20 protein-coding genes are annotated in these 21,734 nt (G+C 68.6%); 2 read left to right on the top strand and 18 right to left on the bottom strand.

All coding sequences use genetic code 11. The annotated features are described in order from the left end of the window. Positions 1-7: 7 nt before the first annotated feature. The 15 genes from AC1HFW_RS06855 to AC1HFW_RS06785 form a co-directional block, all read right to left on the bottom strand. Positions 8-781, bottom strand: coding sequence for an ABC transporter permease (locus AC1HFW_RS06855; RefSeq protein ID WP_061071402.1), 774 nt, complete (start codon positions 779-781; stop codon positions 8-10). Further along, positions 778-1,776, bottom strand: coding sequence for an ABC transporter substrate-binding protein (locus AC1HFW_RS06850; protein ID WP_061071403.1), 999 nt, complete (start codon positions 1,774-1,776; stop codon positions 778-780). Before AC1HFW_RS06850 ends, AC1HFW_RS06855 begins: the two co-directional genes overlap by 4 nt. A 70-nt stretch (positions 1,777-1,846) precedes the next feature. Next, positions 1,847-2,617 (bottom strand): ABC transporter ATP-binding protein, encoded by a 771-nt coding sequence (locus AC1HFW_RS06845; RefSeq protein ID WP_006394693.1) that lies wholly within the window; start codon positions 2,615-2,617, stop codon positions 1,847-1,849. Between the two features lie 112 nt (positions 2,618-2,729). After that, the gene (locus AC1HFW_RS06840; RefSeq protein WP_035360339.1) at positions 2,730-3,947 is read right to left on the bottom strand and encodes an MFS transporter; all 1,218 of its coding nucleotides are present in this window, start codon (positions 3,945-3,947) and stop codon (positions 2,730-2,732) included. Positions 3,948-4,082: 135 nt separating this feature from the next. After that, on the bottom strand, positions 4,083-5,687 hold the full coding sequence (locus AC1HFW_RS06835) for an ABC-F family ATPase (protein ID WP_479282401.1): 1,605 nt from the start codon (positions 5,685-5,687) through the stop codon (positions 4,083-4,085). Positions 5,688-5,832: 145 nt separating this feature from the next. Continuing rightward, positions 5,833-6,888 (bottom strand): LD-carboxypeptidase, encoded by a 1,056-nt coding sequence (locus tag AC1HFW_RS06830; RefSeq protein ID WP_061071405.1) that lies wholly within the window; start codon positions 6,886-6,888, stop codon positions 5,833-5,835. Further along, a complete protein-coding gene (gene tadA / locus AC1HFW_RS06825; protein ID WP_006394686.1) occupies positions 6,885-7,376 on the bottom strand; it encodes a tRNA adenosine(34) deaminase TadA in 492 nt (163 codons plus the stop codon). Before tadA ends, AC1HFW_RS06830 begins: the two co-directional genes overlap by 4 nt. Positions 7,377-7,386: 10 nt before the next feature. Continuing rightward, complete coding sequence (locus AC1HFW_RS06820) at positions 7,387-8,235, bottom strand: HAD family hydrolase (protein ID WP_116522123.1); 849 nt, start codon at positions 8,233-8,235, stop codon at positions 7,387-7,389. Positions 8,236-8,349: 114 nt separating this feature from the next. Beyond that, positions 8,350-8,853: a hypothetical protein gene (locus tag AC1HFW_RS06815; protein ID WP_420534860.1), complete on the bottom strand. Its 504-nt coding sequence runs from the start codon at positions 8,851-8,853 to the stop codon at positions 8,350-8,352. A 225-nt stretch (positions 8,854-9,078) separates the two neighbouring features. Continuing rightward, complete coding sequence (gene mnhG / locus AC1HFW_RS06810; RefSeq protein WP_061071408.1) at positions 9,079-9,417, bottom strand: monovalent cation/H(+) antiporter subunit G; 339 nt, start codon at positions 9,415-9,417, stop codon at positions 9,079-9,081. After that, positions 9,414-9,695 carry a K+/H+ antiporter subunit F gene (locus AC1HFW_RS06805; protein ID WP_006394683.1) on the bottom strand — a complete coding sequence of 94 codons (282 nt, stop codon included), beginning with the start codon at positions 9,693-9,695 and terminating at the stop codon, positions 9,414-9,416. The genes mnhG and AC1HFW_RS06805 overlap by 4 nt, the downstream gene beginning before the upstream one ends. Further along, positions 9,692-10,174: a Na+/H+ antiporter subunit E gene (locus tag AC1HFW_RS06800; RefSeq protein WP_006394682.1), complete on the bottom strand. Its 483-nt coding sequence runs from the start codon at positions 10,172-10,174 to the stop codon at positions 9,692-9,694. Before AC1HFW_RS06800 ends, AC1HFW_RS06805 begins: the two co-directional genes overlap by 4 nt. Continuing rightward, positions 10,174-11,805: a monovalent cation/H+ antiporter subunit D gene (locus AC1HFW_RS06795; RefSeq protein ID WP_479282398.1), complete on the bottom strand. Its 1,632-nt coding sequence runs from the start codon at positions 11,803-11,805 to the stop codon at positions 10,174-10,176. The genes AC1HFW_RS06800 and AC1HFW_RS06795 overlap by 1 nt, the downstream gene beginning before the upstream one ends. Then, positions 11,802-12,146, bottom strand: coding sequence for a Na+/H+ antiporter subunit C (locus tag AC1HFW_RS06790; protein ID WP_006227452.1), 345 nt, complete (start codon positions 12,144-12,146; stop codon positions 11,802-11,804). The genes AC1HFW_RS06795 and AC1HFW_RS06790 overlap by 4 nt, the downstream gene beginning before the upstream one ends. Continuing rightward, positions 12,146-15,061: a monovalent cation/H+ antiporter subunit A gene (locus AC1HFW_RS06785; RefSeq protein WP_006394680.1), complete on the bottom strand. Its 2,916-nt coding sequence runs from the start codon at positions 15,059-15,061 to the stop codon at positions 12,146-12,148. Before AC1HFW_RS06785 ends, AC1HFW_RS06790 begins: the two co-directional genes overlap by 1 nt. Positions 15,062-15,617: 556 nt before the next feature. Between AC1HFW_RS06785 and AC1HFW_RS06780 the strand changes: the two genes are divergently transcribed. Continuing rightward, the gene (locus AC1HFW_RS06780; protein WP_006394679.1) at positions 15,618-16,604 is read left to right on the top strand and encodes a Bug family tripartite tricarboxylate transporter substrate binding protein; all 987 of its coding nucleotides are present in this window, start codon (positions 15,618-15,620) and stop codon (positions 16,602-16,604) included. 105 nt (positions 16,605-16,709) lie between these two features. Here AC1HFW_RS06780 and AC1HFW_RS06775 read toward each other — a convergent pair whose 3' ends face one another. Next, the gene (locus tag AC1HFW_RS06775) at positions 16,710-18,794 is read right to left on the bottom strand and encodes a TonB-dependent receptor (protein ID WP_479282396.1); all 2,085 of its coding nucleotides are present in this window, start codon (positions 18,792-18,794) and stop codon (positions 16,710-16,712) included. 708 nt (positions 18,795-19,502) lie between these two features. On the opposite strand from AC1HFW_RS06775, the gene AC1HFW_RS06770 reads away from it, so the two are divergent. Continuing rightward, the gene (locus tag AC1HFW_RS06770) at positions 19,503-20,384 is read left to right on the top strand and encodes a hypothetical protein (RefSeq protein ID WP_479282394.1); all 882 of its coding nucleotides are present in this window, start codon (positions 19,503-19,505) and stop codon (positions 20,382-20,384) included. Between the two features lie 13 nt (positions 20,385-20,397). Here AC1HFW_RS06770 and AC1HFW_RS06765 read toward each other — a convergent pair whose 3' ends face one another. Further along, a complete protein-coding gene (locus AC1HFW_RS06765) occupies positions 20,398-21,273 on the bottom strand; it encodes a DMT family transporter (RefSeq protein ID WP_241067746.1) in 876 nt (291 codons plus the stop codon). Positions 21,274-21,444: 171 nt separating this feature from the next. Next, positions 21,445-21,657 (bottom strand): hypothetical protein, encoded by a 213-nt coding sequence (locus AC1HFW_RS06760; protein WP_479282392.1) that lies wholly within the window; start codon positions 21,655-21,657, stop codon positions 21,445-21,447. Positions 21,658-21,734 lie beyond the last annotated feature (77 nt).

The following is a 21,734-nucleotide window of genomic DNA, read 5'->3' as shown; positions in this document are numbered from 1 at the left end:
ATGGGCCTCACACGTACTGGTAGCGCAGCAGCCGGTGCTTGAGGTTCTCGAGCACGAACTGGTCGATCAGCGCGGCCAGCACCGCGATGACCAGGATGTTGGTCATGACGCCGGTCATGTCGGCGATCTCGCCCGAATAGGCCAGCGAACGGCCCAGGCCCTTGCCGAAGCCGATCAGCATCTCGGCCGAGATCAGCGCGCGCCAGGCATTGCCGAACGCCAGCTGGGCGCCGGTGATCAGCTCGGGCATGACGGCCGGCAGGTACACGCGCTTGACCAGGCCCCAGGGCGTGGCGCCCATCACGCGGGCCGCCGACACATGCACGCGCTGCACCGACTCGGTGGCGTTCATCACGCTCAGCGCGGCCGGGAAGAACGCCGACAGCGCCACCACCACGATGATCGGCGTGCTGCCGAAACCCATCACGATCAGGAACAGCGGCACCCAGGCGATCGACGGGATCGACTGCAGGATGACGATCGCGCTGCGCAGCACTTCGCGGAAGAAGAACAGCACGGCCGCCACCAGCCCGAAGCCGATGCCCGCCACCAGCGCCAGGCCGTAGCCCGCGCCCAGGCGGCCCAGCGTGCCCATCAGGCTCTGGTGGAACGACTGCTTGCCCAGGTCCTCGAACAGGCGCTCGAGCACGGCGGGCACGCCCGGCATCAGGAAGTCGGGCAAGGCGAACGCCGCCGCCTGCCACAGCGCCAGGATGAACAGGACGCCCAGCACGCCCGCCAGATGCTTGCGGGCGCCGGTCACACGGGTCGACGCGCTCAAAGCTTGCGAGCCTCTTGCCAGGACAGGTCGACGATGCTGGAGACGTCATACGGCTTGCCGTCGCGCGTCTTGAGCGAACCCTGGGCCTGCAGGATGTCGGCGATCTCCTGCATGCGCTTGGTGTCCTTCTCGGTCAGCTTGGGCGTGAACACCTGCGTCTTGATGGCTTCGGCGATGACGGTCTCGCGCGGCAGTTCGCCGCGGTTCAGGGTCTTGAGCGTGGGCTCGGCGATGAAGTACGAGGCGATCAGCTTGGAGGCCTGGGCCGGCTCCTTCTGCAGCAGCGCGATGGCCTGGTTCTGCGCGTCCAGCGCCTTCCAGACGTCGTCCTTGCGCTTGGCCAGCGTCTCGCCCGAGGTGATCACCACCATGCACGGGAACGGCCAGGCCTGGCCCACTTCGTAGATCTGCTTGACCGGCGCCACCAGCTGGGCGATGCGGTCATAGGGTTCGAACAGGAAGGCCGCGTCCACGCGCTTGCCCACCAGCGACTGCACCGCCACCGCCGGGCTCACGCCCATCACGTTGACGTCGTCGGCGGCCAGGTTGCCCTGCTTGAGCACCACGCCCTTGAGCACCACGTCGGCGGTGCTGCCTTCGGCCTGCGAGGCCAGCGTCTTGCCCTTCAGGCCGGCGATGTCCTTGATGCCCGAATCATCGCGCACGATCAGCGAGTGGTAGCCCTGCTGCGCGCCGCCCACCACCTTCAGGTCCGCGCCCTTGGAGGCCCAGGCCACGGCGTTGGTGAAGCCCAGCACGCCGATATCCAGCTGGCCGCCGACGATGGCCTTGATCAGGTCGGTGCCCGACTTGAATTCGATCAGCTCGGAATCCAGGCCAGCGTTCTTGTAGAAGCCGCCTTCCTGCGCCACGATGGCCTGCGCATCGTCCATCACGCGCAGGTAGCCGACGCGGAATTTCTCGGCGGCCATGGCGGGCGCCGCGGCCAGGAGCGCCGCGGCCAGCGGCAGGGACAGCCATTGCTTGAATTTCATGGGGAAAGCTCCAGGGAATCGAGGATGGCCGGCGCCGGCGGCACCGTCCGTAAACCGGGAAATCGAAGAATCAGGCCGCCAGCGCCAGGTCGGCGTGGGCCGGCGAACCGTCGACGGCGATGCCCAGCAAGCGCAGGATCTCGCGCTTCTCGGCGGCCAGGTCGGACAGGTCGTGGCTCTTGGCGCGGTGCGCCAGGTTGAATTCGCGCAGCACCCGCGCCGGGCGCGGGCTGAACACCACGATGCGGTCGGCCAGGAACAGCGCCTCGTCGACGTCATGGGTCACCAGCAGCACGGTGGGCTTTTCCTGCGCGATCAGCTGGCGCAGCACGTCCTGCAGCGCCAGGCGCGTCAGCGCGTCGAGCGCGCCGAACGGTTCGTCCATCAGCATGGTCTGCGGCTGCGCGATGAAGGCGCGGGCCAATGCCGCGCGCTGGCGCATGCCGCCGGACACCTGGTGCGGGTAATAGTGTTCGAAGCCGGCCAGGCTGACGCGCGCCAGCCACTGGCGCGCCGCCTCGCGGGCGCGCTTCTTCGGGGTCTTCTGGAATTCCAGCGCCAGCGCCACGTTGTCTTCCAGTGTCAGCCAGGGATACAGCGCGTGTTCCTGGAACACCAGCGTGCGACTGGGATGCGGGCCGGCCACGGCCTTGCCGTCGGCCAGCACCTGCCCCTGCGTCGGCTTTTCCAGGCCGGCGGCCAGGTGCAGCAGGGTCGACTTGCCGCAGCCCGACGGGCCGACCAGCGCGACCAGCTCGCCGGTCTTGAATTCGCTGGTGAAGCCGTCGACGACCGGCAGGTCGCCGAAGTGCTTGTGGACGTGGTCGAAGGTCAGGTTCATGGAACGAATCGTGGGCGCGCGTGGGGAACGGGCCTAATCTAACAATTCGTTATATGAATCCAAACGATCAATATCGAATGTTCTTAAGACTTGTGGTTATAAACAAAGCGCGTCAGGCCGCGGCCTGCGCGCGGCTGGCGTGCCGTTGCAGGCCCATCGCGATCAGGAAACCGAGCAGCACCGCCACCGCCGCCGCCAGGAAGATCGCCGGATAGCCGAAGCCGCCCGAGATATAGCCCGCCACCGGGCCGGTCGCGCCCAGCGCCAGGTCCAGGAAGGCCGAATACGCCCCCAGCGCGGCGCCGCGGCTGCCGGCCGGCACGCGCGCCACGGCTTCCACGCCGATGGCCGGGAACACCAGGGCGAAGCCGCAGCCGGTCAGGGCCGCGCCCACCAGCGCCGCGGTGGGATTGGGCGCCAGCCACAGCAGCGCCAGGCCGGCCGCCTCCACCAGGAACGACACCTGCGCCACCTTGAAGCCGCCAAAGCGCGTGATGGTGCCGGCGAACAGCAGCCGCACGCCAATGAAGGCGCAGCCGAACGCGCTGAGCGCATGCGCCGCGCCCTCCCACGAAAAGCTGGCGTAATACAGCGCCACGAAGGCCGCCAGCGTGCCGAAGCCGACCGAGCCCAGCCCCAGCGCCATGCCGTGCGGAAACACCCGCAGCACCACGCTCTTGAAGGCCATGCGATGGCCGCCGACGATGGCCACTGCCGCCCGCGCCAGCGCCAGGCCCAGGCCGGCCAGGCCCAGCAGCAGCACCGCGCCGCCCAGCGCGCCCATGCTCCATTCGGTTTCCAGGTAGACGCCCAGCGGCGCGCCCAGCGCCAGGCCGCCGTAGGTGCAGATGCCGTTCCAGGAGATCACCCGCGCCGTGTGCAGCGGGCCGACCCGGGCGATGGCCCAGGTGGCCGAGCCGGTGCCGACCCAGCTTTCGCCGAAGCCCAGCGCCAGCCGGCTGACGATGATGGCGCCCAGGCTGAGCCAGGCGCTGCGCTCGAAGGCATAGGCCAGCAGCAGGAACACGCCGCTGGCGGCGCAGGCGGCCATGCCGATCACCACGGTCTGCTTCGGCCCGACGGTATCGGCCATGCGGCCGGCGTGCGAGCGGCTCAGCAGCGTCGCCACGTACTGCACGCTGATGGCCAGCCCCGCCAGCACCGAGCCGTAGCCGAGCTGGCCATGCACGTAGCCCGGCAGCACCGCCAGCGGCAGGCCGATGGCCAGGTAACAGATGAAGGTGAAAAACGCGATCGCGACGATGCGCGAGGTCAACGCGAACGTCCCGATGGGCTGGCCATCGGGCGTGGTATGAGGAGTGGGAGGCATGGCTGACTGGGTGGAACCTGGCGCAACGGGCCAGGGTTTACCCGGATGATAGCCCAGCAGGATTGCGGCTGGCTGAACGGCTGGCTGAACGTGGTCCAGCCAGCCGCCTGGGCGCGGGGCCCGGGCCCCGGGGTATCAGGCCTCGATGCCGCGCGAGGACAGGTAGTCTTCGTAGCCGCCGCGGTAGTCGACGATCTCGCCCGAGGGCAGGATCTCGATCACGCGGGTGGCCAGGCCGGAGACGAATTCGCGGTCGTGCGAGACGAACACCAGCGTGCCTTCGTACTTTTCCAGCGCGAACTGCAGCGATTCGATCGATTCCATGTCCAGGTGGTTGGTCGGCTCGTCGAGCAGCATGACGTTGTGCCGGCCCAGCATCAGGCGGCCGAAGGTCATGCGGTTCTTTTCGCCGCCGGACAGCACCTTGGGCGCCTTGGGCAGGTCGTCGGCCGAGAACAGCAGGCGGCCCAGCACCGAACGGATCGACTGGTCGTCGTCGCCCGGCTGGCGATGGTCGCCCATCCAGTCGAGCAGGTTGATGTCGGTCTGCAGGAACTGTTCCGACACGTCCTGGGCCATGTAGCCCAGGTCGGCGTTTTCCGACCACTTGACGCTGCCGGCGTCCGGCGCCAGGTCGGTGGCCAGGAGGCGCAGCAAGGTGGTCTTGCCGACGCCGTTGGCGCCGATGATGGCGATCTTCTCGCCGGCATCGACCATGGCCGAGAAATTGCGGATCACGGGCGCGTCGTAGGACTTGGACAGGTTCTCGACCGTGACCGCCAGGCGGTGCATGACCTTGTTCTGCTCGAAGCGGATGTACGGGTTCTGGCGCGACGACGGCTTGACCACGACCTGCTCGGCCTTGATGCGGTCGATCTGCTTGAGGCGCGAGGTGGCCTGGCGCGACTTGGACTTGTTGGCGGCGAAGCGGCGCACGAAGTCCTGCAGCTCGGTGACGCGTTCCTTGGCCTTGGCGTTGTTGGCCACCAGGCGCTCGCGGGCCTGGGTCGAGGCCAGCATGTAGTCGTCGTAGTTGCCCGGGTAGATGCGGATCTCGCCATAGTCCAGGTCGGCCATGTGGGTGCAGACCTGGTTCAGGAAGTGACGATCGTGGCTGATGATGATCATCGTGCTCTGGTAGCTGTTGAGCACGCTTTCCAGCCAGCGGATGGTGTTGATGTCCAGGTTGTTGGTCGGTTCGTCCAGCAGCAGCACGTCCGGGTTCGAGAACAGCGCCTGCGCCAGCAGCACGCGCAGCTTCCAGCCCGGCGCCACTTCGCGCATCGGCAGGTTGTGCTGGTCGACGGCGATTTCCAGGCCCAGCAGCAGCTCGCCGGCGCGGGCTTCGGCGGTGTAGCCGTCATATTCGGCGAACTTGGCCTCCAGGTCGGCCGCGCGCATGTAGTCGTCTTCGGTCGCTTCCGGGTTGGCGTAGATCGCGTCGCGCTCGGACATCGCGGCCCACATCTCGGTGTGGCCCATCATCACCACGTCCAGCACGCGCAGGTCCTCGAAGGCGAACTGGTCCTGGCGCAGCTTGCCCAGGCGCACGCCCGGCTCCAGCGAGACGTTGCCGGCCGACGACTCCAGGTCGCCGCCGATGATCTTCATGAACGTCGACTTGCCGGACCCGTTGGCCCCGATCAGCCCGTAGCGGTTGCCTTCCCCGAACTTGACGCTGACGTTCTCGAAAAGGGGCTTGGGACCGAACTGGATGGTGAGATTGGCGGTGGATATCACAGTGTTTTAGCAGCGGGAAAAAGGATGTGGCGCCAGGATGGCGCGACAACGCCGGCATCCGGCGAAACCTGATAGTGTACCAAGCCGGGATGGCATACCGCCCGGCACGGGCCGGGCAGTCGGAAAAACCAGGCGGGCGAAGCCCTCAATGATGGTGTTCGTCCAGCACCAGATGGGCCAGGCCCTTCTCGGTGGCGATGCCGACCTTCTGGCCGATCGGCAGCGTCGCCTTGGTGGCCACGTGGCCGTACGGCAGGCCGGTCACCACCGGCACCTTGACCGTCTTGCGCAGCCAGGCCACCACTTCGTGCAGGTCGTAGCCCTTGTCGTGCGGCGCCAGCTTGTAGTCGGAGAAGCGGCCCAGCACGATGGCCTTCTGCTTGCCCAGGATGCCCGCCTGCCACAGCTGGATCAGCATGCGCTCGATGCGGTAGGGATGCTCGGCCACGTCTTCCAGGAACAGGATGCCGCCGCGCACCTTGGGCATGTAGGGGGTGCCGATCAGCGAGGCCAGCATGGCCAGGTTGCCGCCCCACAGGATGCCGCGGCAATCGACCGGGTCGGCGTCCTGGGTCTCGAAGCTGAGGATTTCCAGCTCGCCGCGCATCACTTCGCCGAACAGCGCTTCGGTCAGGTCGTCGACCTTCTTGCCGCCGAAGTCGTAGATGGCGGTGGCGCCGGTGTAGCTGACCGCGCCGGTCTGCGCCAGCAGCGCCAGGTTGAAGGCAGTGAAATCGCTCATGCCGACGAAGCGCTTGCCGCTGTCGGCCATGGCCTTCCAGTCGATCGCGTGCAAGAGGCGGCCCATGCCGTAGCCGCCGCGCGTCACCATGACGATCGGCAGCTTCTGCTTGGCCGCGCGCGTCAGGCTGGCCAGGCGCTGGGCGTCGGTGCCGGCGAAGCGCTGGTGCTCGGCCAGCGCGGTGCGGTCCAGCGCGGTCTTGAAGCCCTGCGCGGCCAGGCGCTCGCGCGCCAGCTCGACGGTCTGCGGGTCGCGCACCGCCGACGACGGCGAGATCAGGTAGATGCCGCGCGCGTCCGGAAAGCTGTGGACGTGGCCCGCTTCGTGGTCGTGGCTGTGGTCGTGGCCGCAGGCCTCGCCGCATTCGTGGTCGTGATCGTGCGGATGGCTGGCGTGTTCATGGGCCGGGGCGGCGGCCGCTTTGGCGCCGCGCGCCTTGGCGCCTCGGGTGTTGCTCATGCGATGGATTCCTTGGCGCGGCGTTCGCGGAAGAACCGGCGCAGCAGGTCGCCGCAGGGTTCCGCCAGCACGCCGCCGGTGACTGAAGTGTGATGATTGAGTTTGGGCACCGAGCCCACGTCCAGCACGCTGCCGCAGGCGCCGGTCTTGGGGTCGTAGGCGCCGAACACCACCCGCGCCAGCCGTGCATGCAGCATGGCGCCGATGCACATGACGCAGGGTTCCAGCGTGACGTACACGGTGATGCCCGGCAGGCGGTAGTTTTCCAGCGCGCGGGCGGCGCCGCGCAGCGCGACGATCTCGGCGTGCGCGGTGGGGTCGTGGTCGATGATGGTGCGGTTGTAGCCGCGCCCCAGGATGTCGCCCTGGGACGAAACCACCAGCGCGCCCACCGGCACCTCGCCGATGTCATAGGCCGCCTGCGCCTGTTCCAGCGCCAGCGTCATGAAATCGGCATCCTGCGCGGTCCAGGGCGGCACGGCCGCCATGGCGAGCGGCTCAACCACGGTACACCCGCGACTTGAGCGCGATGCGGCCCGCCAGGCTGGTCACGGCCTCTTCGAGCCATTGGTAGAGCTCGGCGTTCTCGTCGTAGCGGGCCTGGTTCAGGTTCGACACCCGGCCTTCCTCGATGAAGCCCCAGGCGCGGCTGCGCTTGTCGCGGTGTTTCGGGTCCCACACGCCGAAGGCGTAGCCGCCGGCGCGCCGGATCAGCGAGAAGCACGGGATGTCGGTGTAGCCGTCGCCGACGAACACCATCTGGTCGAACGGCACCCGCAGGCGGTCCTCGGGCACCTTGCGGTTGACCTCGAACGGCTTGTTGCGGAAATCGCGGCCGATGATGCCCTTCTGGATGTGGAACAGGTAGCGCGTCTTGTCCGTGAAGCTGACGATGCGGCGTGGAAACTCGATGCCGCCGTCGGCCCCGTAGGTGAATTCGGAGGCCCAGATCTCGGTGAACTCGTGGGCAATGGGCGTGGAACGGACCACGTCGCCGATGCCGCTGGAGATCAGGTAGAACTCCAGCTGCACCTGCGGCTGCGCTGCCCGCACCGCGGCGCGCAGGCGCTGGAACAGCGTGACCACGCCATCGTGCAGTTCGAGGCGCGCGCCCCAGTCGCGCAGCCGCTGCTGCGTGACGAGGCCATGCTTGCCCTCGCGCGAGAGCTGGATCATCTGGTAGAGATAGGCCGGGACCGGGTCCCAGTCCTGGTGGGACAACAGCGGGTCGACCTGGTCTTTCCAGAAGGACGCCGTGTCCACCCCGATGCTGTCCAGGAAACCGGACGTGCTGTCCGAGGCCAGCGTGTCGTCGAAGTCGAAAATCAGGGCGATGACGTCGGACATGGATATGCGTGAGTAAGGGCGACAGCCGCCATTTTGCCTGATTGTGGCGGCGGCCGCGCCCCCGGCGCACGGGGCAAGGGCGCGCGACGCCCGCCCCTGGCCCGTCGAGCGCCGTTACTGGCGCATCGGCGCGGGCGGCGGCGGCGCCATGCCCGGGGCCGGCGCCATGCCGGGCGCGGCGCCCGGCGGCGGAGGCGGCGGCACCGTGCCGGCGGTGCCGGCCGGCACCTGGATCACGGTTTCACGCAGCACGCCACCGCCCTGCACGCTGCCGCGCACCTGGGTGGGCGACGTCATCTGCGTCATGCAGTCCTGGCGCGAATCAGCCGGCAGGCGGTTGCAGCGGTCCAGCATGTTCTGCTGGTGCTGCTCGGTGGTGCCGTCGCTCAGGCGCTGGCGGTTGGCTTCCTGGCGGGCGGCGCCCGCCTCGCGCATGCAGGCGGTGCGCTCCTGGCCGGTGCTGCCGTTCTTGCAAGCCGCCACATCTTGTTCGTATTGCGCCTGGATGCCGGCGCGGCCGATCGGGTCGGCCGCCTGGGCCGCTCCCGCGGCCAGCATCAGGCCAGCCGCGCAAAGGGATGCCGCAAGGCGTTTGGTGTGCATGGGACGTACATTCATGGCCAGCTCCTTGGAGAAAGAGGATTGAACCCGAACGGCGCGGGCCTGGCTGGGCCGGCACCGTCTGCTTGATACAACTATCCCACGATGACACGACGGGGACATGTCGAGCAACGTGCAATCGTAAGCTGAAGTTTCCAATGCTGCGGCGCAATCTTCATTGCGCCAGCGCAACCCGTCCCTGGAATGCCCGCTGTTCCGTCCCCTGCCCGCCGCCGCGCTCGCCTAGCGCGCGTCCAGGTCGGCGTCGGCCTCGGTCAAACGGTTACGGTAAACCGCCGCGCGCATCAGCAGCATTGCCGTCACCGGCGACGATACGATCAGCAGCAACGTGATGATCACTTCATGGAACACGGGCCGCGACGACAGCGCCGAGAACACCAGGATCGACGCCGCCAGCACGCAGCCGCAGCCCATCGTGTTGCCCAGCGTGGGCGCGTGGATGCGGGCGTAGAAGCTGCGAAAGCGCAGCAGGCCGGCCGAGCCGGTCAGCGCCAGCAGGCCGCCCAGCACCAGCAGGATGCTGGCCGGGATGCTCGCCCACAGGGGAAGGTTGTCGATCATGGCTCGATCACCTCGCCGCGCAGCAGGAAACGGGCCATGGCGGTAGAGCCCACGAAACCGAACAGCGCGATCAGCAATGCGATGTCGAAGTACACCGACGTGCCCGAGCGGATGCCGAACACCAGCATGGTCAGCATGCCGTTGATGTAGAGCGTGTCCAGCGCCAGCACGCGGTCCTGCGCGGTGGGGCCGCGCAGCAGGCGGATGGCGGCGAACACCATGCCCAGCGCGAAACACACCAGGGCAAAGGACGCCGCCCAGTAAAGTATGGCGTTCATTCGAAGATCTCCATCAAGGGGCGCTCGTAGCGGTCTTGCACCAGGCGCACCCAGTCTTCCTCGTTCTGCAGGTCGAGCACGTGCAGCTTGAGGCGGTGGTCATCGCCCAGTTCGACCCAGACGGTGCCGGGCGTGTAGGTGACGATGCAGGCCAGCATCGCCAGGCCGTGCGGGTCGCGCATGGTCAGCGGGATCTTGATGAACCCGGGCGAGAAATCGTTGCGCCGCGGGTTCAGGATCAGCTTGCCCACGGCGATGTTGGACTTGATGATGTCCACGGTCACGTGCAGGAACAGCGGAATCGCCTTCCACAGCCGCCGCGGCCGCGCCTTGAGCGGACGCAGGCGCGAGGCGGCCCAGGTGAACCACAGCGCCAACGCCGCGCCCAGCGCGATCTGCCCGGCCGACAGGCTCTCGTTCAGCACCAGCCACAGGACGAACAGGAATACCGGCAGGAAGAGGAAATACAGGCGGCGCATCAGCTTCCTCCTTGCACGCCGCGCACCGTCTGCGCGGACATCACGGCATCGATGTAGCTCTTGGGCTGATCCAGCGAACGCGCGGCGTCATCCAGGTAGGCCGACACCGGGCCCGCGCCCGCCGCCAGCCCCACGCACAGCAGCAGCATGACCGCCACCGGCCCCGCCTCGATCACCCGCAGGCGCGGCGTGCTGCGGTCATCGCTGGCCCAGAACACGCGGATGCCGGTGCGGCCCAGGCCGATCAGCCCCGCCAGGCCGGACACCAGCACGGCCGCCACCAGGATCCAGGCGTCCATCGGCGGCGCCGATTCGTTGGCCGCCGAGACCGCCGCCGACAGCAGCGAGAACTTGGCGACGAAGCCCGACAGCGGCGGCAGCCCGGTCACCAGCAAGGCGCAACAGATGAACGCCAGGCCGAGGAAGGCCATGGCCGCCGGAATCGCCACCCCGACCACGTCGTCCGAGCGGTTCACCGAGGCCGGGTCGTCCAGGTCGAAGGCGTCCAGCGTCACCGCCAGCACGTTGGCGCCGAAGCTGCGGGTGCGTTCGATGAGCTCGGCCAGCATGAAGAATGCGCCCGTGGTCAGCACCGAACTGATCAGGTAGAACAGCGCCGGGCCGGTCAGCGTCACGCCGGGCATGCCCAGCGCCGTCAGCAGCGTGCCGGCCGAGACGATCACGCAATAACCCACCATCTTCTCGAGCTGCTGCGTGGCCAGCAGGCCCAGGCCGCCGAACAGCAGCGTGGCCAGGCCGGCCGCGAACATCCAGTCCAGGCTGAACGCCGCCGGCGCGCCGGTCGGCAGCAGCAGCGAGCCGATGCGCAGCAGCGCGTAGATGCCGACCTTGGTCATGATCGAGAACATGGCCGCGATCGGCGCGCCGGCCGAGCCGTAGCCCTTGACCAGCCAGAAGTTCAGCGGCCAGGCGCCCGCCTTCACCAGGAAGGCCACGCCGAGAATGGCGGCGCCGGCCTCGAACAGCATGCGGTCGGAACCGGTCAGGTTGCCGGCGCGCAGCGCCAGGTCGGCCATGTTGAGCGTGCCGCTCACGCCGTAGATCAGCGCGATGCTGATCAGCAGCAGGAACGAGGCCACCAGGTTGACCGCGATGTACTGCAGGCCGGCGCTGACGCGCGCCACGCCGGAGCCGTGCAGCAACAGGCCGTAGGACGCGGCCAGCAGCACCTCGAAGAACACGAACAGGTTGAACAGGTCGCCCGTCAGGAAGGCGCCGTTCAGGCCCATCAGCAGGAACTGGAACAGGGAATGGAAATGCACCCCGGCCCGGTCCCAGCGCGCCAGCGCGTAGGTCAGCGAGGCCAGGCCCAGCACCGCGGTCAGGGTCAGCATGACCGCGGTCAGGCGGTCCACCACCAGCACGATGCCGAACGGCGCGGGCCAGTCGCCCACCAGGTAGACGCCGACGCCATGCGGCCAGACGTCCGGCACGGCGCCGCCGGCGACCGCCAGCAAGGCGATGGCCGCGGCCAGCTGGGCCAGCGTCGACAGCATGGCAATGGCGCCGCGGGTGTAGCGGCGGGTGTCGCCCAGCAGCAGCATCGCGGCGCCGGCCAGCAGCGGCGTGACGATGGGCAGGACAGGAAGATGTTGAAGCCAGAAACTCAAGATTGGGACTCCCGTCCATCGACGTGGTCGGTGCCCGTCAAGCCGCGCGAAGCCAGCAGCACCACCAGGAACAGCGCGGTGGTGGCGAAACCGATCACGATGGCCGTCAGCACCAGCGCCTGGGGCAACGGATCGGCGTACCAGGAAGGATCATGGGCCATGGCCGGGTCCACCACCGGCGGGCGGCCCGACGTCAGGCGGCCCATGCCGAAGATGAACAGGTTGACCGCATATGAGACCAGCGACAGGCCCATGATGAACTGGAACGTCCGCGGCCGCAGCAGCAGCCAGACGCCCGAGCCCGCCAGGACGCCGATCGCGACGGCGTAAATCAATTCCATCAGGCTTCCCCCGTTTGTGCGGCGGCCGCCTGGCTTTCGGCGGCAGCCTTGCGTTGTGCGCGCAGCGATTGGTGAGCCAGCGCCACCAGCACCAGCACGGTGGACCCGACCACCAGCATGTAGACGCCGAGGTCGAACAGCAGCACGCTGGACAGGTGCACGTGGCCAACCAGCGGCAAGGCGATGTCCCAGGCCAGCGCGGCCAGGAACGGTTTGTAGGCCAGCCACGCCGTCACCGCCGCCGTGCCGGCGAACAGCAGGCCGATGCCGATCCAGTTCTGCGGGTTCAGGCGGCTGCGCGATTCGACCCAGTAGACCCCGCCCACCATGTATTGCAGGATCACGGCGGTGGCGAAGATCAGCCCGCCCACGAAGCCGCCGCCGGGCTGGTTGTGGCCGCGCAGCAGGAAATACACCGAGATCAGCGCCGCCGTCGGCAGCAACAGGCGCACCAGCACCGTCGGCACCATCATCGGGCCGGTCGGCACGATGGCCTTGATGTCCGGCGTGGGCGGCACCGGGCCGTCCTGGTCGATCTGCTGGCGCGGCAGGTCGGCGCTTTCGGCGGCCGGCCGGAAGCGGCGCAGCAGCGCGTACACCGTCAGCGCCACGATGCCCAGCACCGTGATTTCGCCGAAGGTATCGAATCCGCGGAAGTCCACCAGGATCACGTTGACCACGTTGGTGCCGCCGCCATCGGGCAGCGCGCGGTCGACGAAGTATGAGGAAATCGTGTCGGTCTGCGGCCGCACCAGCACCGCGTAGGCCAGCGCCGCCATGCCGGTGCCGGCGGCGGTGGCCATCAGCAGGTCGCGCAAGCGGCGGCCGCGGGCGCGCAGGGTCGCCCCCAGGCCCTCGTCCTCGTCCTGCGCGATGCGGCGCGGCAGCCAGCGCAGGCCGAGCAGCAGCAGCACCAGCGTCACCACCTCGACCGACAGCTGCGTCAGCGCCAGGTCGGGCGCCGAGAACCAGACGAACGTGAGACAGGTCACTAGGCCCGCGCCGCCGGCCAGCGCCAGCGACGCCAGGCGGTGGTACTTGGCCTGGTAGGCCGCGGCCACCGCGCAGACGCAACCCACCAGCCACAGCAGCGCGAAGGCCGGATCGACCTCGGCCGCGCGGCCGGTGCCCTCGAGCCAGCCGCCCGCCCGCAGCGGCAGCCAGGCCACGAACAAGGTGCCCAGCACGATCAGCAGCATCTGCACCTGCAGGCGCGACGACGCCAGCCAGCGCAGCAGCCAGGCGGCAGCGACGCTGGAGCCGTCGAGCAGCGTCTCGAACGAGCGGCGGCCGTCCAGGCGGTAGATGAACGGCACCCGGCCGGGGTTGGCGCGCTGGTGCGCGCGCAGCGCCAGGTACAGGATCACGCCCGAGGTCATGGCCACGAAGCTCATCACCAGCGGCAGGTTGACGCCGTGCCACACGGCCAGGCTGTATTCGGGCATGTCGGCGCCCAGGATGCTCTGCGCGGCGGTGGCCAGGAACGGGCCGAGCGTCAGGCCCGGCAGGATGCCCACCACCAGGCACATCAGCACCAGCAGGCCGCTGGGCAGCAGCATCCAGCCGGGCGGCTCGTGCGGCGCGCGCGGCAGGTCGGTGGCCGGCGGGCCGAAGAACACCTGCAGGATGAAGCGCAGCGAATAGGCCACGCTGAAGGCGCCCGCCACCGTGGCCGCCAGCGGCAGGCCCACCTTGGTGACCCAGTCGCCGCTGACGAAGGTGGTCTCGGCGAAGAACATTTCCTTGGAGATGAAGCCGTTGAGCAACGGCACCCCGGCCATCGAGGCCGCCGCCACCATGGCCAGCGTGGCCGTGATCGGCATGGCCTTGTACAGGCCGGACAGGCGGCTCAGGTCGCGCGTGCCGGTCTCGTGGTCGACGATGCCCGCCGCCATGAACAGCGAGGCCTTGAAGGTGGCGTGGTTGACCATGTGGAACACCGCCGCCACCAGCGCCAGCGAGCTGTTCAGCCCCAGCAGCAATGTGATCAGCCCGAGGTGGCTGATGGTCGAATACGCCAGCACCCCCTTCATGTCCTGCTGGAAGATGGCGGCATAGCCGCCCAGCACCAGCGTGATCAGCCCGGCGCCGCCGATGATCCAGAACCATTCGTCGGTGCCGGCCAGCACCGGCCAGAAGCGCGCCAGCAGGAACACGCCGGCCTTCACCATGGTGGCCGAGTGCAGGTAGGCCGACACCGGCGTGGGCGCGGCCATGGCGTTGGGCAGCCAGAAATGGAACGGGAACTGCGCGCTCTTGGTCAGCGCGCCCAGCGCCACCAGCACCAGCACGGCGGGGTACCAGGGATCGGCGCGCACCAGGTCGCCAGCGGCCAGCACGCGGTCCATGTCGTAGCTGCCGACGATGTGGCCCAGGATCAGCACCCCGGCCAGCAGGCACAGCCCGCCGGCGCCGGTCACGGTCAGCGCCATGCGCGCGCCGCGGCGGGCGTCCAGGCGGTGGTGCCAGTAGGCGATCAGCATGAACGAGGCCAGGCTGGTCATTTCCCAGAACATGACCAGCTGGATCAGGTTGCCCGACAGCACCACGCCCAGCATGGCGGCCATGAAGGCCTGGAAGAACGAGAAGAAGCGCGGCACCGGATCTTCCGGCGACATGTAATAGCGCGCATACAGCACCACCAGCGCGCCCATGCCGGACACGATCAGGGCGAACAGCCAGGCGTAGCCGTCCATGCGCAAGGTGAACTGCAGGCCCAGGGCGGGAGCCCAGGGAATGTCGACGCGGACCACGCCGCCGCCGGCGACCTGCGGATAGAGGCTGGCGACCAGAACCGCGCAGGCCAGGGCGATGATGCCCGCCAACCAGGCCTCGGCATTGCGGGCGTTGGAAGGCAGCAGCGCGGCGCACAGGCTGCCGGCGAACGGCAGAGCGAGGATCAGTATCAGCGACATGGCGTTCCGAGAATGTCCGGGCCCCCTCCCGCCAGCGCAGCAGCGAGAGACGAAACAGACCGGGGATTGAAAAACGGACGGAACCCTGGCCCGGTGCGTCGCTGCACTACACGTTGCCCCGCGGGGACATCAACCTACGCCATTGAACGGCGTGGACAGAAACAAACGCAATAGTTTTCTTGCAAGACCGGCCAAGAATCTCATCCGAAAAATATCAGATTCTTGTAAGTTATGCAGAGATTTATGCGCGTACCTGGGGGATGACGACATGATCGCCGCGCAATGATTACGCATCGATGACCGACCCCAATTTCGTTCAAGTTCTTGTCAGCATACGTTTTTTTCCTGCATCGTCGCCCTTCGGGACCGCTTCTTCCGGGGTAAAAATACCCACACGGAATGCAGGGGGAATACGGATTGACCGGTTCCATATAACTGTGTGGAATGGCGCCCACGAAGCGTCGACCAGGCCAGCAACCGAGCCCGGCGCGCTTCACCGACGCCGGCCAACGAAGCTGGCCGGCCCGGATTTCAATAAATAATATGGAGAAGACTCTTGACCGTGCTGTCTCAAGCCAAGGCCGTCCTGGCCACCGCCCTCGCCGGCCTCTGCCTCGGCGGCGCCGCGCAAGCCGCTGATGCCTACCCGAACAAACCCATCCGCCTGATCGTGCCGTTCGCGGCCGGCGGCACCACCGACATCGTCGCCCGCGTGGTGGCCGAGGGCCTGGGCCGTGAACTCGGCCAGGCCGTGGTGGTGGAAAACCGCGGCGGCGGCGGCGGCTCGATCGGCGCCGACGCGCTGGTCCGATCCGCCCCGGACGGCTACACCCTGGGCGTGGCCACCGTCAGCACCATGGCCACCAACCCCGCCACCAACCCCAAGAACCCGTACAACCCGCTCAAGGACTTCGCGCCCATCACCAACATGGTGAACGTGCCCAACGTGCTGACGGTGAACCCGGCGGTGCCCGCCAAGACGACGGCCGAATTCATCGCCCTGCTCAAGGCCAACCCGGGCAAGTACAGCTACGCCTCGTCGGGCGCCGGCGGCATCGGCCACCTGGACGGCGAACTGTTCAAGTCGCTGACCAAGACCGACATGGTGCACGTGCCCTACCGCGGCTCGGGCCCGGCGCTCAACGACGTGATCGCCGGCCAGGTCAACGCGCAATTCGACAACCTGCCCTCGTCCATGCCGCACATCCAGGCCGGCAAGCTGCGCGCCCTGGCCGTGGCCGCGCCCAAGCGCCTGCCCACCCTGCCCGACGTGCCCACGTTCGCCGAAGGCGGCCTGCCGGAAATGGACAACATGGCCTGGTACGGGCTGGTCGCCCCCGCCGGCACGCCGCAGGCGGTGATCGACCGCATCCACGACGCCACCGTCAAGGCGCTGAAGGATCCCAAGATCATCCAGCGCCTGGCCGACGGCGGCTCGCTGGTCGACGGCAACACCCCGGCGGAATACGCCGCGCAGATCAAGCGTGAACTGGAACTGCGCCAGCGCATCGCCAAGGAACGCAACATCCAGTCGACCAACTGAGGTTTGCCCGGCCGGTTGGGGCCGATGGCCGCCGCAAGGCGGCCAGCATGCGAATCAGGGCCGCCCGAGGGCGGCCCTGATTCATTGCAGCCCTGCCCCCAGGCATCAAAAGTCCATGGTCGCGGACACCAGGACCGTGCGCGGCGCCGCCGGCGACACGTAGCTGGACATGTAGACACCCTCCCAGTAGCGCCGGTCGGCCAGATTGTGGACGCTGGCGCGCAGCGTCAAGGCCCTGCCCGCGACCCGCGTGGCGTAGCGCGCCCCCAGATCGAACCGGGTCCATGACGGCATGCGCAGGACATTGGCGTTGTCGACGTACTGCGCGCCGGTGTGGATGACACGGCCGGTCAGGGTCAGGCCCGCCACGCCCGGCACGTCCCATTCCAGGCCCAGGTTGGCGGCGAGTGGCGCCGTGCCCGGCGCGTCGTTGCCGTTGTCGGCGCCATCCTGGGTCCGGGTCAGCTTGCCCCGGGTGTAGCTGATGCCGCCCAGAACCCGCACGCGCCGGGTCAGCGCGCCGAAGAACGCCCACTCGACGCCGCGATTGCGCTGCTCGCCATCCAGGCGCAACGTGGGCAACGGCGAGGTGCCGCGATCGGACAGGGTGCTCGGCCGGGTGATCTGGAACAGGCTCAGGGTGTTGGCGAAGCCGCCGCGATCCAGCTTGGCGCCGATCTCGAACTGCCGTGTCTTGTAAGGCGGCAAGACCTCGCCGGCGTTCTGGTAATTGCGACCGACCGTCGTGCCCGCCTCCAGGCCCTGGATGTGATTGGCGTACAGCGAAAGAGGCACGAGCGGCTTGATCACCAGGCCGACCATCGGCGTCCAGGCACGCTGATCGTAGGCCGAAGTGACGGGCGTGAAGCCCTGCAGCGTGGCGCCGAAGTTGTCCACCTTGACGCGCTGGCGCCGCGCGCCCAGCGTCAGCAGGGCCCGCTCATCGTCCAGCGACAGCGTATCCGCCAGCGCCACGCCGTCGAACCTGGACCGCGACGTCTTCGGCGGATCCCCGGCGGCAGGGGCCGGGTGCCGTGCCGCCGGCGGGTGACGAATGTGGGTGACACCGATGGGCGCATAGACAAATCCCTGGCGGGTCTCGTCCTGCTGCCGCGTGCCGCTCAGCGCGAACACATGCCTGATGGCGCCCGTGCGGAACGCGCCGCGCGCGCCCAGCTCCGCCGATCGCGCATGGTTGTCGGCCCGGGTGCTGAGCGGAAACAGGTAGGCGCTGCCATCGGCCTTGACGTTGGTCACCAGTTGCCCGTGCCCGGCAAAGTCATTGTGGCGCCTGCCGAATCGGACAAAGGCGGTCCAGTCGCGGGTGAGGTCGAACTCACCGCCGACCAGTGCCGTCGTATTGTGGGCGTCATAGTCGTCGTCCGAGACCGTGATCGCGCCGTCAGGCGCCGCCGGCATCGTGGCCAGCGACGCATCCATGCTGGGAATGATGGGCGTGCCGCCGCGATTCCTGACGGTCGAGCGCCACACGTCCAGGGCCGCGCGCAAGCGCTCGCCGCGGTAGTCCAGCGCGAGCGCGCCGACATCGTCCTTTCTCGACACCCCGGCCAGCGGCGTGCCGCCATCGCGCCGGCTGGCGTTGACGCGCAGCCCCCATTCGCCGCCGGCGCCGAAGCGCCGCCCCAGGTCCGCGTGCGCCTTCGCCAACGACGCCGACTCCCTGCCCACGGTGACACGGGCCAGCGGCTCGTCGGCGGCGCGCTTGGGCACGATATTGATGCTGCCGCCCACCGCGGCCATGCCGTTGAGCAGCGCGCTCGGCCCCAGCAGGACCTCGACGCGCTCCGCGATGTCCAGCGGCGGCGTACCGCCATAGGTCGACACCAGGCCATACAGGCCATTGATGGCCGTCTGCGAATCCGACAGCGCGAAACCACGGATCTTGAACTGCTCGCCGATATTGTTGGGCGGCACCGAGCGCCGCACAGAAGGCATGTTGTCCAGCACGTCGCCCAACGTGGCGGCCTGCTGGTCCTCGATCAGCGCCGAGGTATAGCTGGTCTGGCTGAATGGCGCGTCACTCAGGTCGACATTGCCCAGCAGCCCGAGGCGGCCGCCAATGGCAACCTGCCCGCCCGCATGGACGGGCGCAAGGTCATTGACGCGGCGGCCTTCGACCACCACGGGTTCGAGCTGGCCGGCCTGCACCGCGCCGGACAGTCCACTCACGATGAACAGCAATGGCACAACCCGGCGAGCGTGGCCGGAGCCAGAAAAGGCACGCGTACGCGGCAACGGCCGGCGCGCGCTGAAAACACGGTGATTCACGAGATCGATCCCAGAAAAGTCGGAGGCAACAGGACGGGTGATCGATCGGGAAGGAAAGACGCTCGTATGGCATGGCCTGGAAACGCGGAATACGGCGGGTCTTGATTGAAGCAATGATCGGCGATCCGTTGGATGGGCAATTTGCCTGCATTGCGCCAGGGATCGCGGTTCCGGACAGATCCCGGACCACTCCTACCCTCGGCCATGCGGCACGCTGACAGGAGGCGGCGCGGACACCGCGCGCGAGTCCGCCCGCTCTGCTACCATTTCGCCCGTGCGAACCGATTTCTCCCGTCTCTCCGACGCCGCCTGCGTCCTTTGCGCCCTGCGCTCGACCCTGTTGAGCTCGCAGGAAGTCGCCGCGCGCTGCGCCTACGCGCGTTCCAAGCCCGGCTAAGCGCCCGCGCACCCTCCCTCCCGTTTTGTTCCCACCGGCCCGCCGCCGGCCACCAGCACGTCCGTACGTCCCGATGACGTACACATGATCTGGCGCCAGGCCGGCCGGTACGACCGCCTCGCCTCAAGGCCAGGCGGTCTTCGCCCCATGTTTCGTCCGCGCGCCGGCCCTGTCCGGCGGGCGGCGCCACGCCTTGATTGCCACCGAACGCCATGCAACTCACCAAGAAATTCGTCAAAGCCAAGAATCCCTGCGCGGGCGGCTACAAATGGTTCCTGCGCGACCACAACGGACAGGGGGACTACCAGGCCGTCCTCGATGCCCTGGTCGCCGACGGGCGCGTGGGTGACGCCTGCTGGCTGCTGGACCAGTTCGGCCCGACCGACGCCGTGCTGAAGCTGGACACGCTGGACGCCCACGCCATCGTCTTCGCCGGCACGCTGGAAGTGCGCATGGGCATCAACGTCGACAGCGTGGTGCGGGCCGGGCGCAGCATCGTCACCGGCGGCGGCATCCGCGCCGGCGAATCCATCGTGGCCGGCGAGAACATCAGCGCCGGCGCCAACATCGCCAGCGCAGGCGACCTGCGCGCGGGTGGCGACGTGTCCGCCGAATGGGGCATCGAAGTCGCCACCGCCTTCGACTGCCGCGGCAACCTGCGCGCCAAGTGGGACATCTGCGCCGGCCAGGACCTGGCCGTGACCGGCCACCTGCGGGCCGGCCAGGACGTGCAGGTGCAAGGCGCCCTCAAATGCGGCCAGGGCATCAAGGCCGGCGGCGGCGTCCAGGCCGCCAAGGACATCGATGCCGCCTGCGGCATCCAGGCAGGCGCGGCCATCGCCTGCGGCGGCCACCTGGCCGCGGGCTGGGGCCTGATTGCCGGCGAGGACATCCGCGCGGATGGCTCGATCCGCGCCGGCGAAGGCGTGCAGGCCGACGGCCGGATCGAGGCTGGCGACGGCCATGGCGTCTATGCCGGCCTGAACATGCGCCTGGACGCCTGGGCGGTCTGCGCCCGGGTCCAGGCGTGCGAACGGCCGGCGCAACTGGTCAGCGGCCATTGGGCCGGCCAGGAAGAAGCCGCGCACGCGTAGCGCGCAATCCCCGTCAGCCGCCCGCACGCGCCGCCGCCGGCGTGCGCAGCACCAGCATCAGGCCCAGCAGGATCCCCGCCATGCCGCCCAGGCTCAGCAGCGACAAACGGTTGCCCAGCACCAGGTAATCCAGCGCCGCGGTGCCGGCCGGCACCAGGTAGAACAGGCTGGTGACGTTGACCAGATTGCCGGACTGGATCATGCGGTAGAACAGCAGCGTCGCGCCGACCGAGATCACCAGGCCCATCCACAGCAGCGGCAGGATGAAGCCCACGCTCCAATCCGCGTGCAGCGGCTGGAACGGCGCGAACAGCAGGCACAGCGCCAGGCTCACCACGTACTGCAGCGGCATCACGTCCATCGGCGCCTGGCGCACGCGCTTTTGCAGGATGGCGCCGGCCGTCATGCTGAGCAGCGCCGCGAACGCGAAGGCCATGCCAGCCAGCGAGAAACGCGCCATGCCGATGCTCTGGAACATCACCATGCCCAAGCCGCACAGGGCCAGCAGCAGGCCCGCCAGCCGCTGCGGCGGAAAGCGGCGCTCCAGCAACGCCAGGGTCAGGATGGGCTGCGCCCCCAGCAGCGTAGCCAGCACGCCCGGCGTGATGCCGTGGTCCAGCGCCAGCAGATAGCAGATGGAATAGCTGCCGATCAGCAGCAGACCCGTCAGCGCGACGATGCCGCGCGTGCCCGGCGCCGGCAGCCAGCGCCGCCGCCCCGCGCAGATCAGCAGCAGGACGGCCAGGGCCAGGATGAAGCGCAGCAGCAGGAAGCCGAAGGCCGAGGCGTGCGCCAGGCCCCATTTGGCGAAGATCGCGCCGCCGCTCCACAGCAGCACGAACAAAGTGGTGGAGCCATAGGCGGCCCACGCATTGCGATTGAAAGACATGAGAGTTTCTACCTGTCGGGTATGGAACAGGCTCCCGCGGCGCCGCGCGTCTTGCGACGCGCGAACGGATCAGGCATGGACACGCGGCGGGCGGACGCGAACGTGTCGACGCGTCAGCGCATCAGCGCGGCGGATCCAGGCGATAAAGCGGGAGCGGGAAGTGAGCGGCGGTCAGCCGACGACGGCGGCCACGGGCGGATAGGCGCCCGCGACACCGACGACGACATCGCACGGCGGCGGCGGTGCGGCCGGCGGCGATACGACCGTCGAGACGACAGGAGAAACCACGGGAGGCGACACGCCATGCCGCAGGCTCGCGCGCAGGCCGACGCCGGCTGCGCGGGCAGCAAAGGCGGATTCGGCGGCAGGCGTGAAGTCGGGCATGTGAGACGCGTCGGGTTCGGTGATGAACCCGTGTAGGCTACCGGCGCGGCGCGGCGGCGTCAAGTTGGCCGGCGCCT

It is taken from the genome of Achromobacter sp. ISS7 (genome assembly GCF_056523125.1).
This window is presented reverse-complemented; position numbering and strand designations above follow the sequence as displayed.

Excerpts from the sequence above, each read along its gene's own strand:
- AC1HFW_RS06820 (WP_116522123.1), bottom strand. The coding sequence starts at position 8,235 with ATGTCCGACGTCATCGCCCTGATTTTCGACTTCGACGACACGCTGGCC.
- AC1HFW_RS06800 (WP_006394682.1), bottom strand. The coding sequence starts at position 10,174 with ATGCGCCGCCTGTATTTCCTCTTCCTGCCGGTATTCCTGTTCGTCCTG.
- AC1HFW_RS06785 (WP_006394680.1), bottom strand. The coding sequence starts at position 15,061 with ATGTCGCTGATACTGATCCTCGCTCTGCCGTTCGCCGGCAGCCTGTGC.
- mnhG (WP_061071408.1), bottom strand. The coding sequence starts at position 9,417 with ATGATCGACAACCTTCCCCTGTGGGCGAGCATCCCGGCCAGCATCCTG.
- AC1HFW_RS06760 (WP_479282392.1), bottom strand. The coding sequence starts at position 21,657 with ATGCCCGACTTCACGCCTGCCGCCGAATCCGCCTTTGCTGCCCGCGCA.
- tadA (WP_006394686.1), bottom strand. The coding sequence starts at position 7,376 with ATGGCGGCCGTGCCGCCCTGGACCGCGCAGGATGCCGATTTCATGACG.
- AC1HFW_RS06770 (WP_479282394.1), top strand. The coding sequence starts at position 19,503 with ATGCAACTCACCAAGAAATTCGTCAAAGCCAAGAATCCCTGCGCGGGC.
- AC1HFW_RS06805 (WP_006394683.1), bottom strand. The coding sequence starts at position 9,695 with ATGAACGCCATACTTTACTGGGCGGCGTCCTTTGCCCTGGTGTGTTTC.
- AC1HFW_RS06845 (WP_006394693.1), bottom strand. The coding sequence starts at position 2,617 with ATGAACCTGACCTTCGACCACGTCCACAAGCACTTCGGCGACCTGCCG.
- AC1HFW_RS06840 (WP_035360339.1), bottom strand. The coding sequence starts at position 3,947 with ATGCCTCCCACTCCTCATACCACGCCCGATGGCCAGCCCATCGGGACG.
- AC1HFW_RS06790 (WP_006227452.1), bottom strand. The coding sequence starts at position 12,146 with ATGGAATTGATTTACGCCGTCGCGATCGGCGTCCTGGCGGGCTCGGGC.
- AC1HFW_RS06815 (WP_420534860.1), bottom strand. The coding sequence starts at position 8,853 with ATGAATGTACGTCCCATGCACACCAAACGCCTTGCGGCATCCCTTTGC.
- AC1HFW_RS06765 (WP_241067746.1), bottom strand. The coding sequence starts at position 21,273 with ATGTCTTTCAATCGCAATGCGTGGGCCGCCTATGGCTCCACCACTTTG.
- AC1HFW_RS06850 (WP_061071403.1), bottom strand. The coding sequence starts at position 1,776 with ATGAAATTCAAGCAATGGCTGTCCCTGCCGCTGGCCGCGGCGCTCCTG.
- AC1HFW_RS06830 (WP_061071405.1), bottom strand. The coding sequence starts at position 6,888 with ATGAGCAACACCCGAGGCGCCAAGGCGCGCGGCGCCAAAGCGGCCGCC.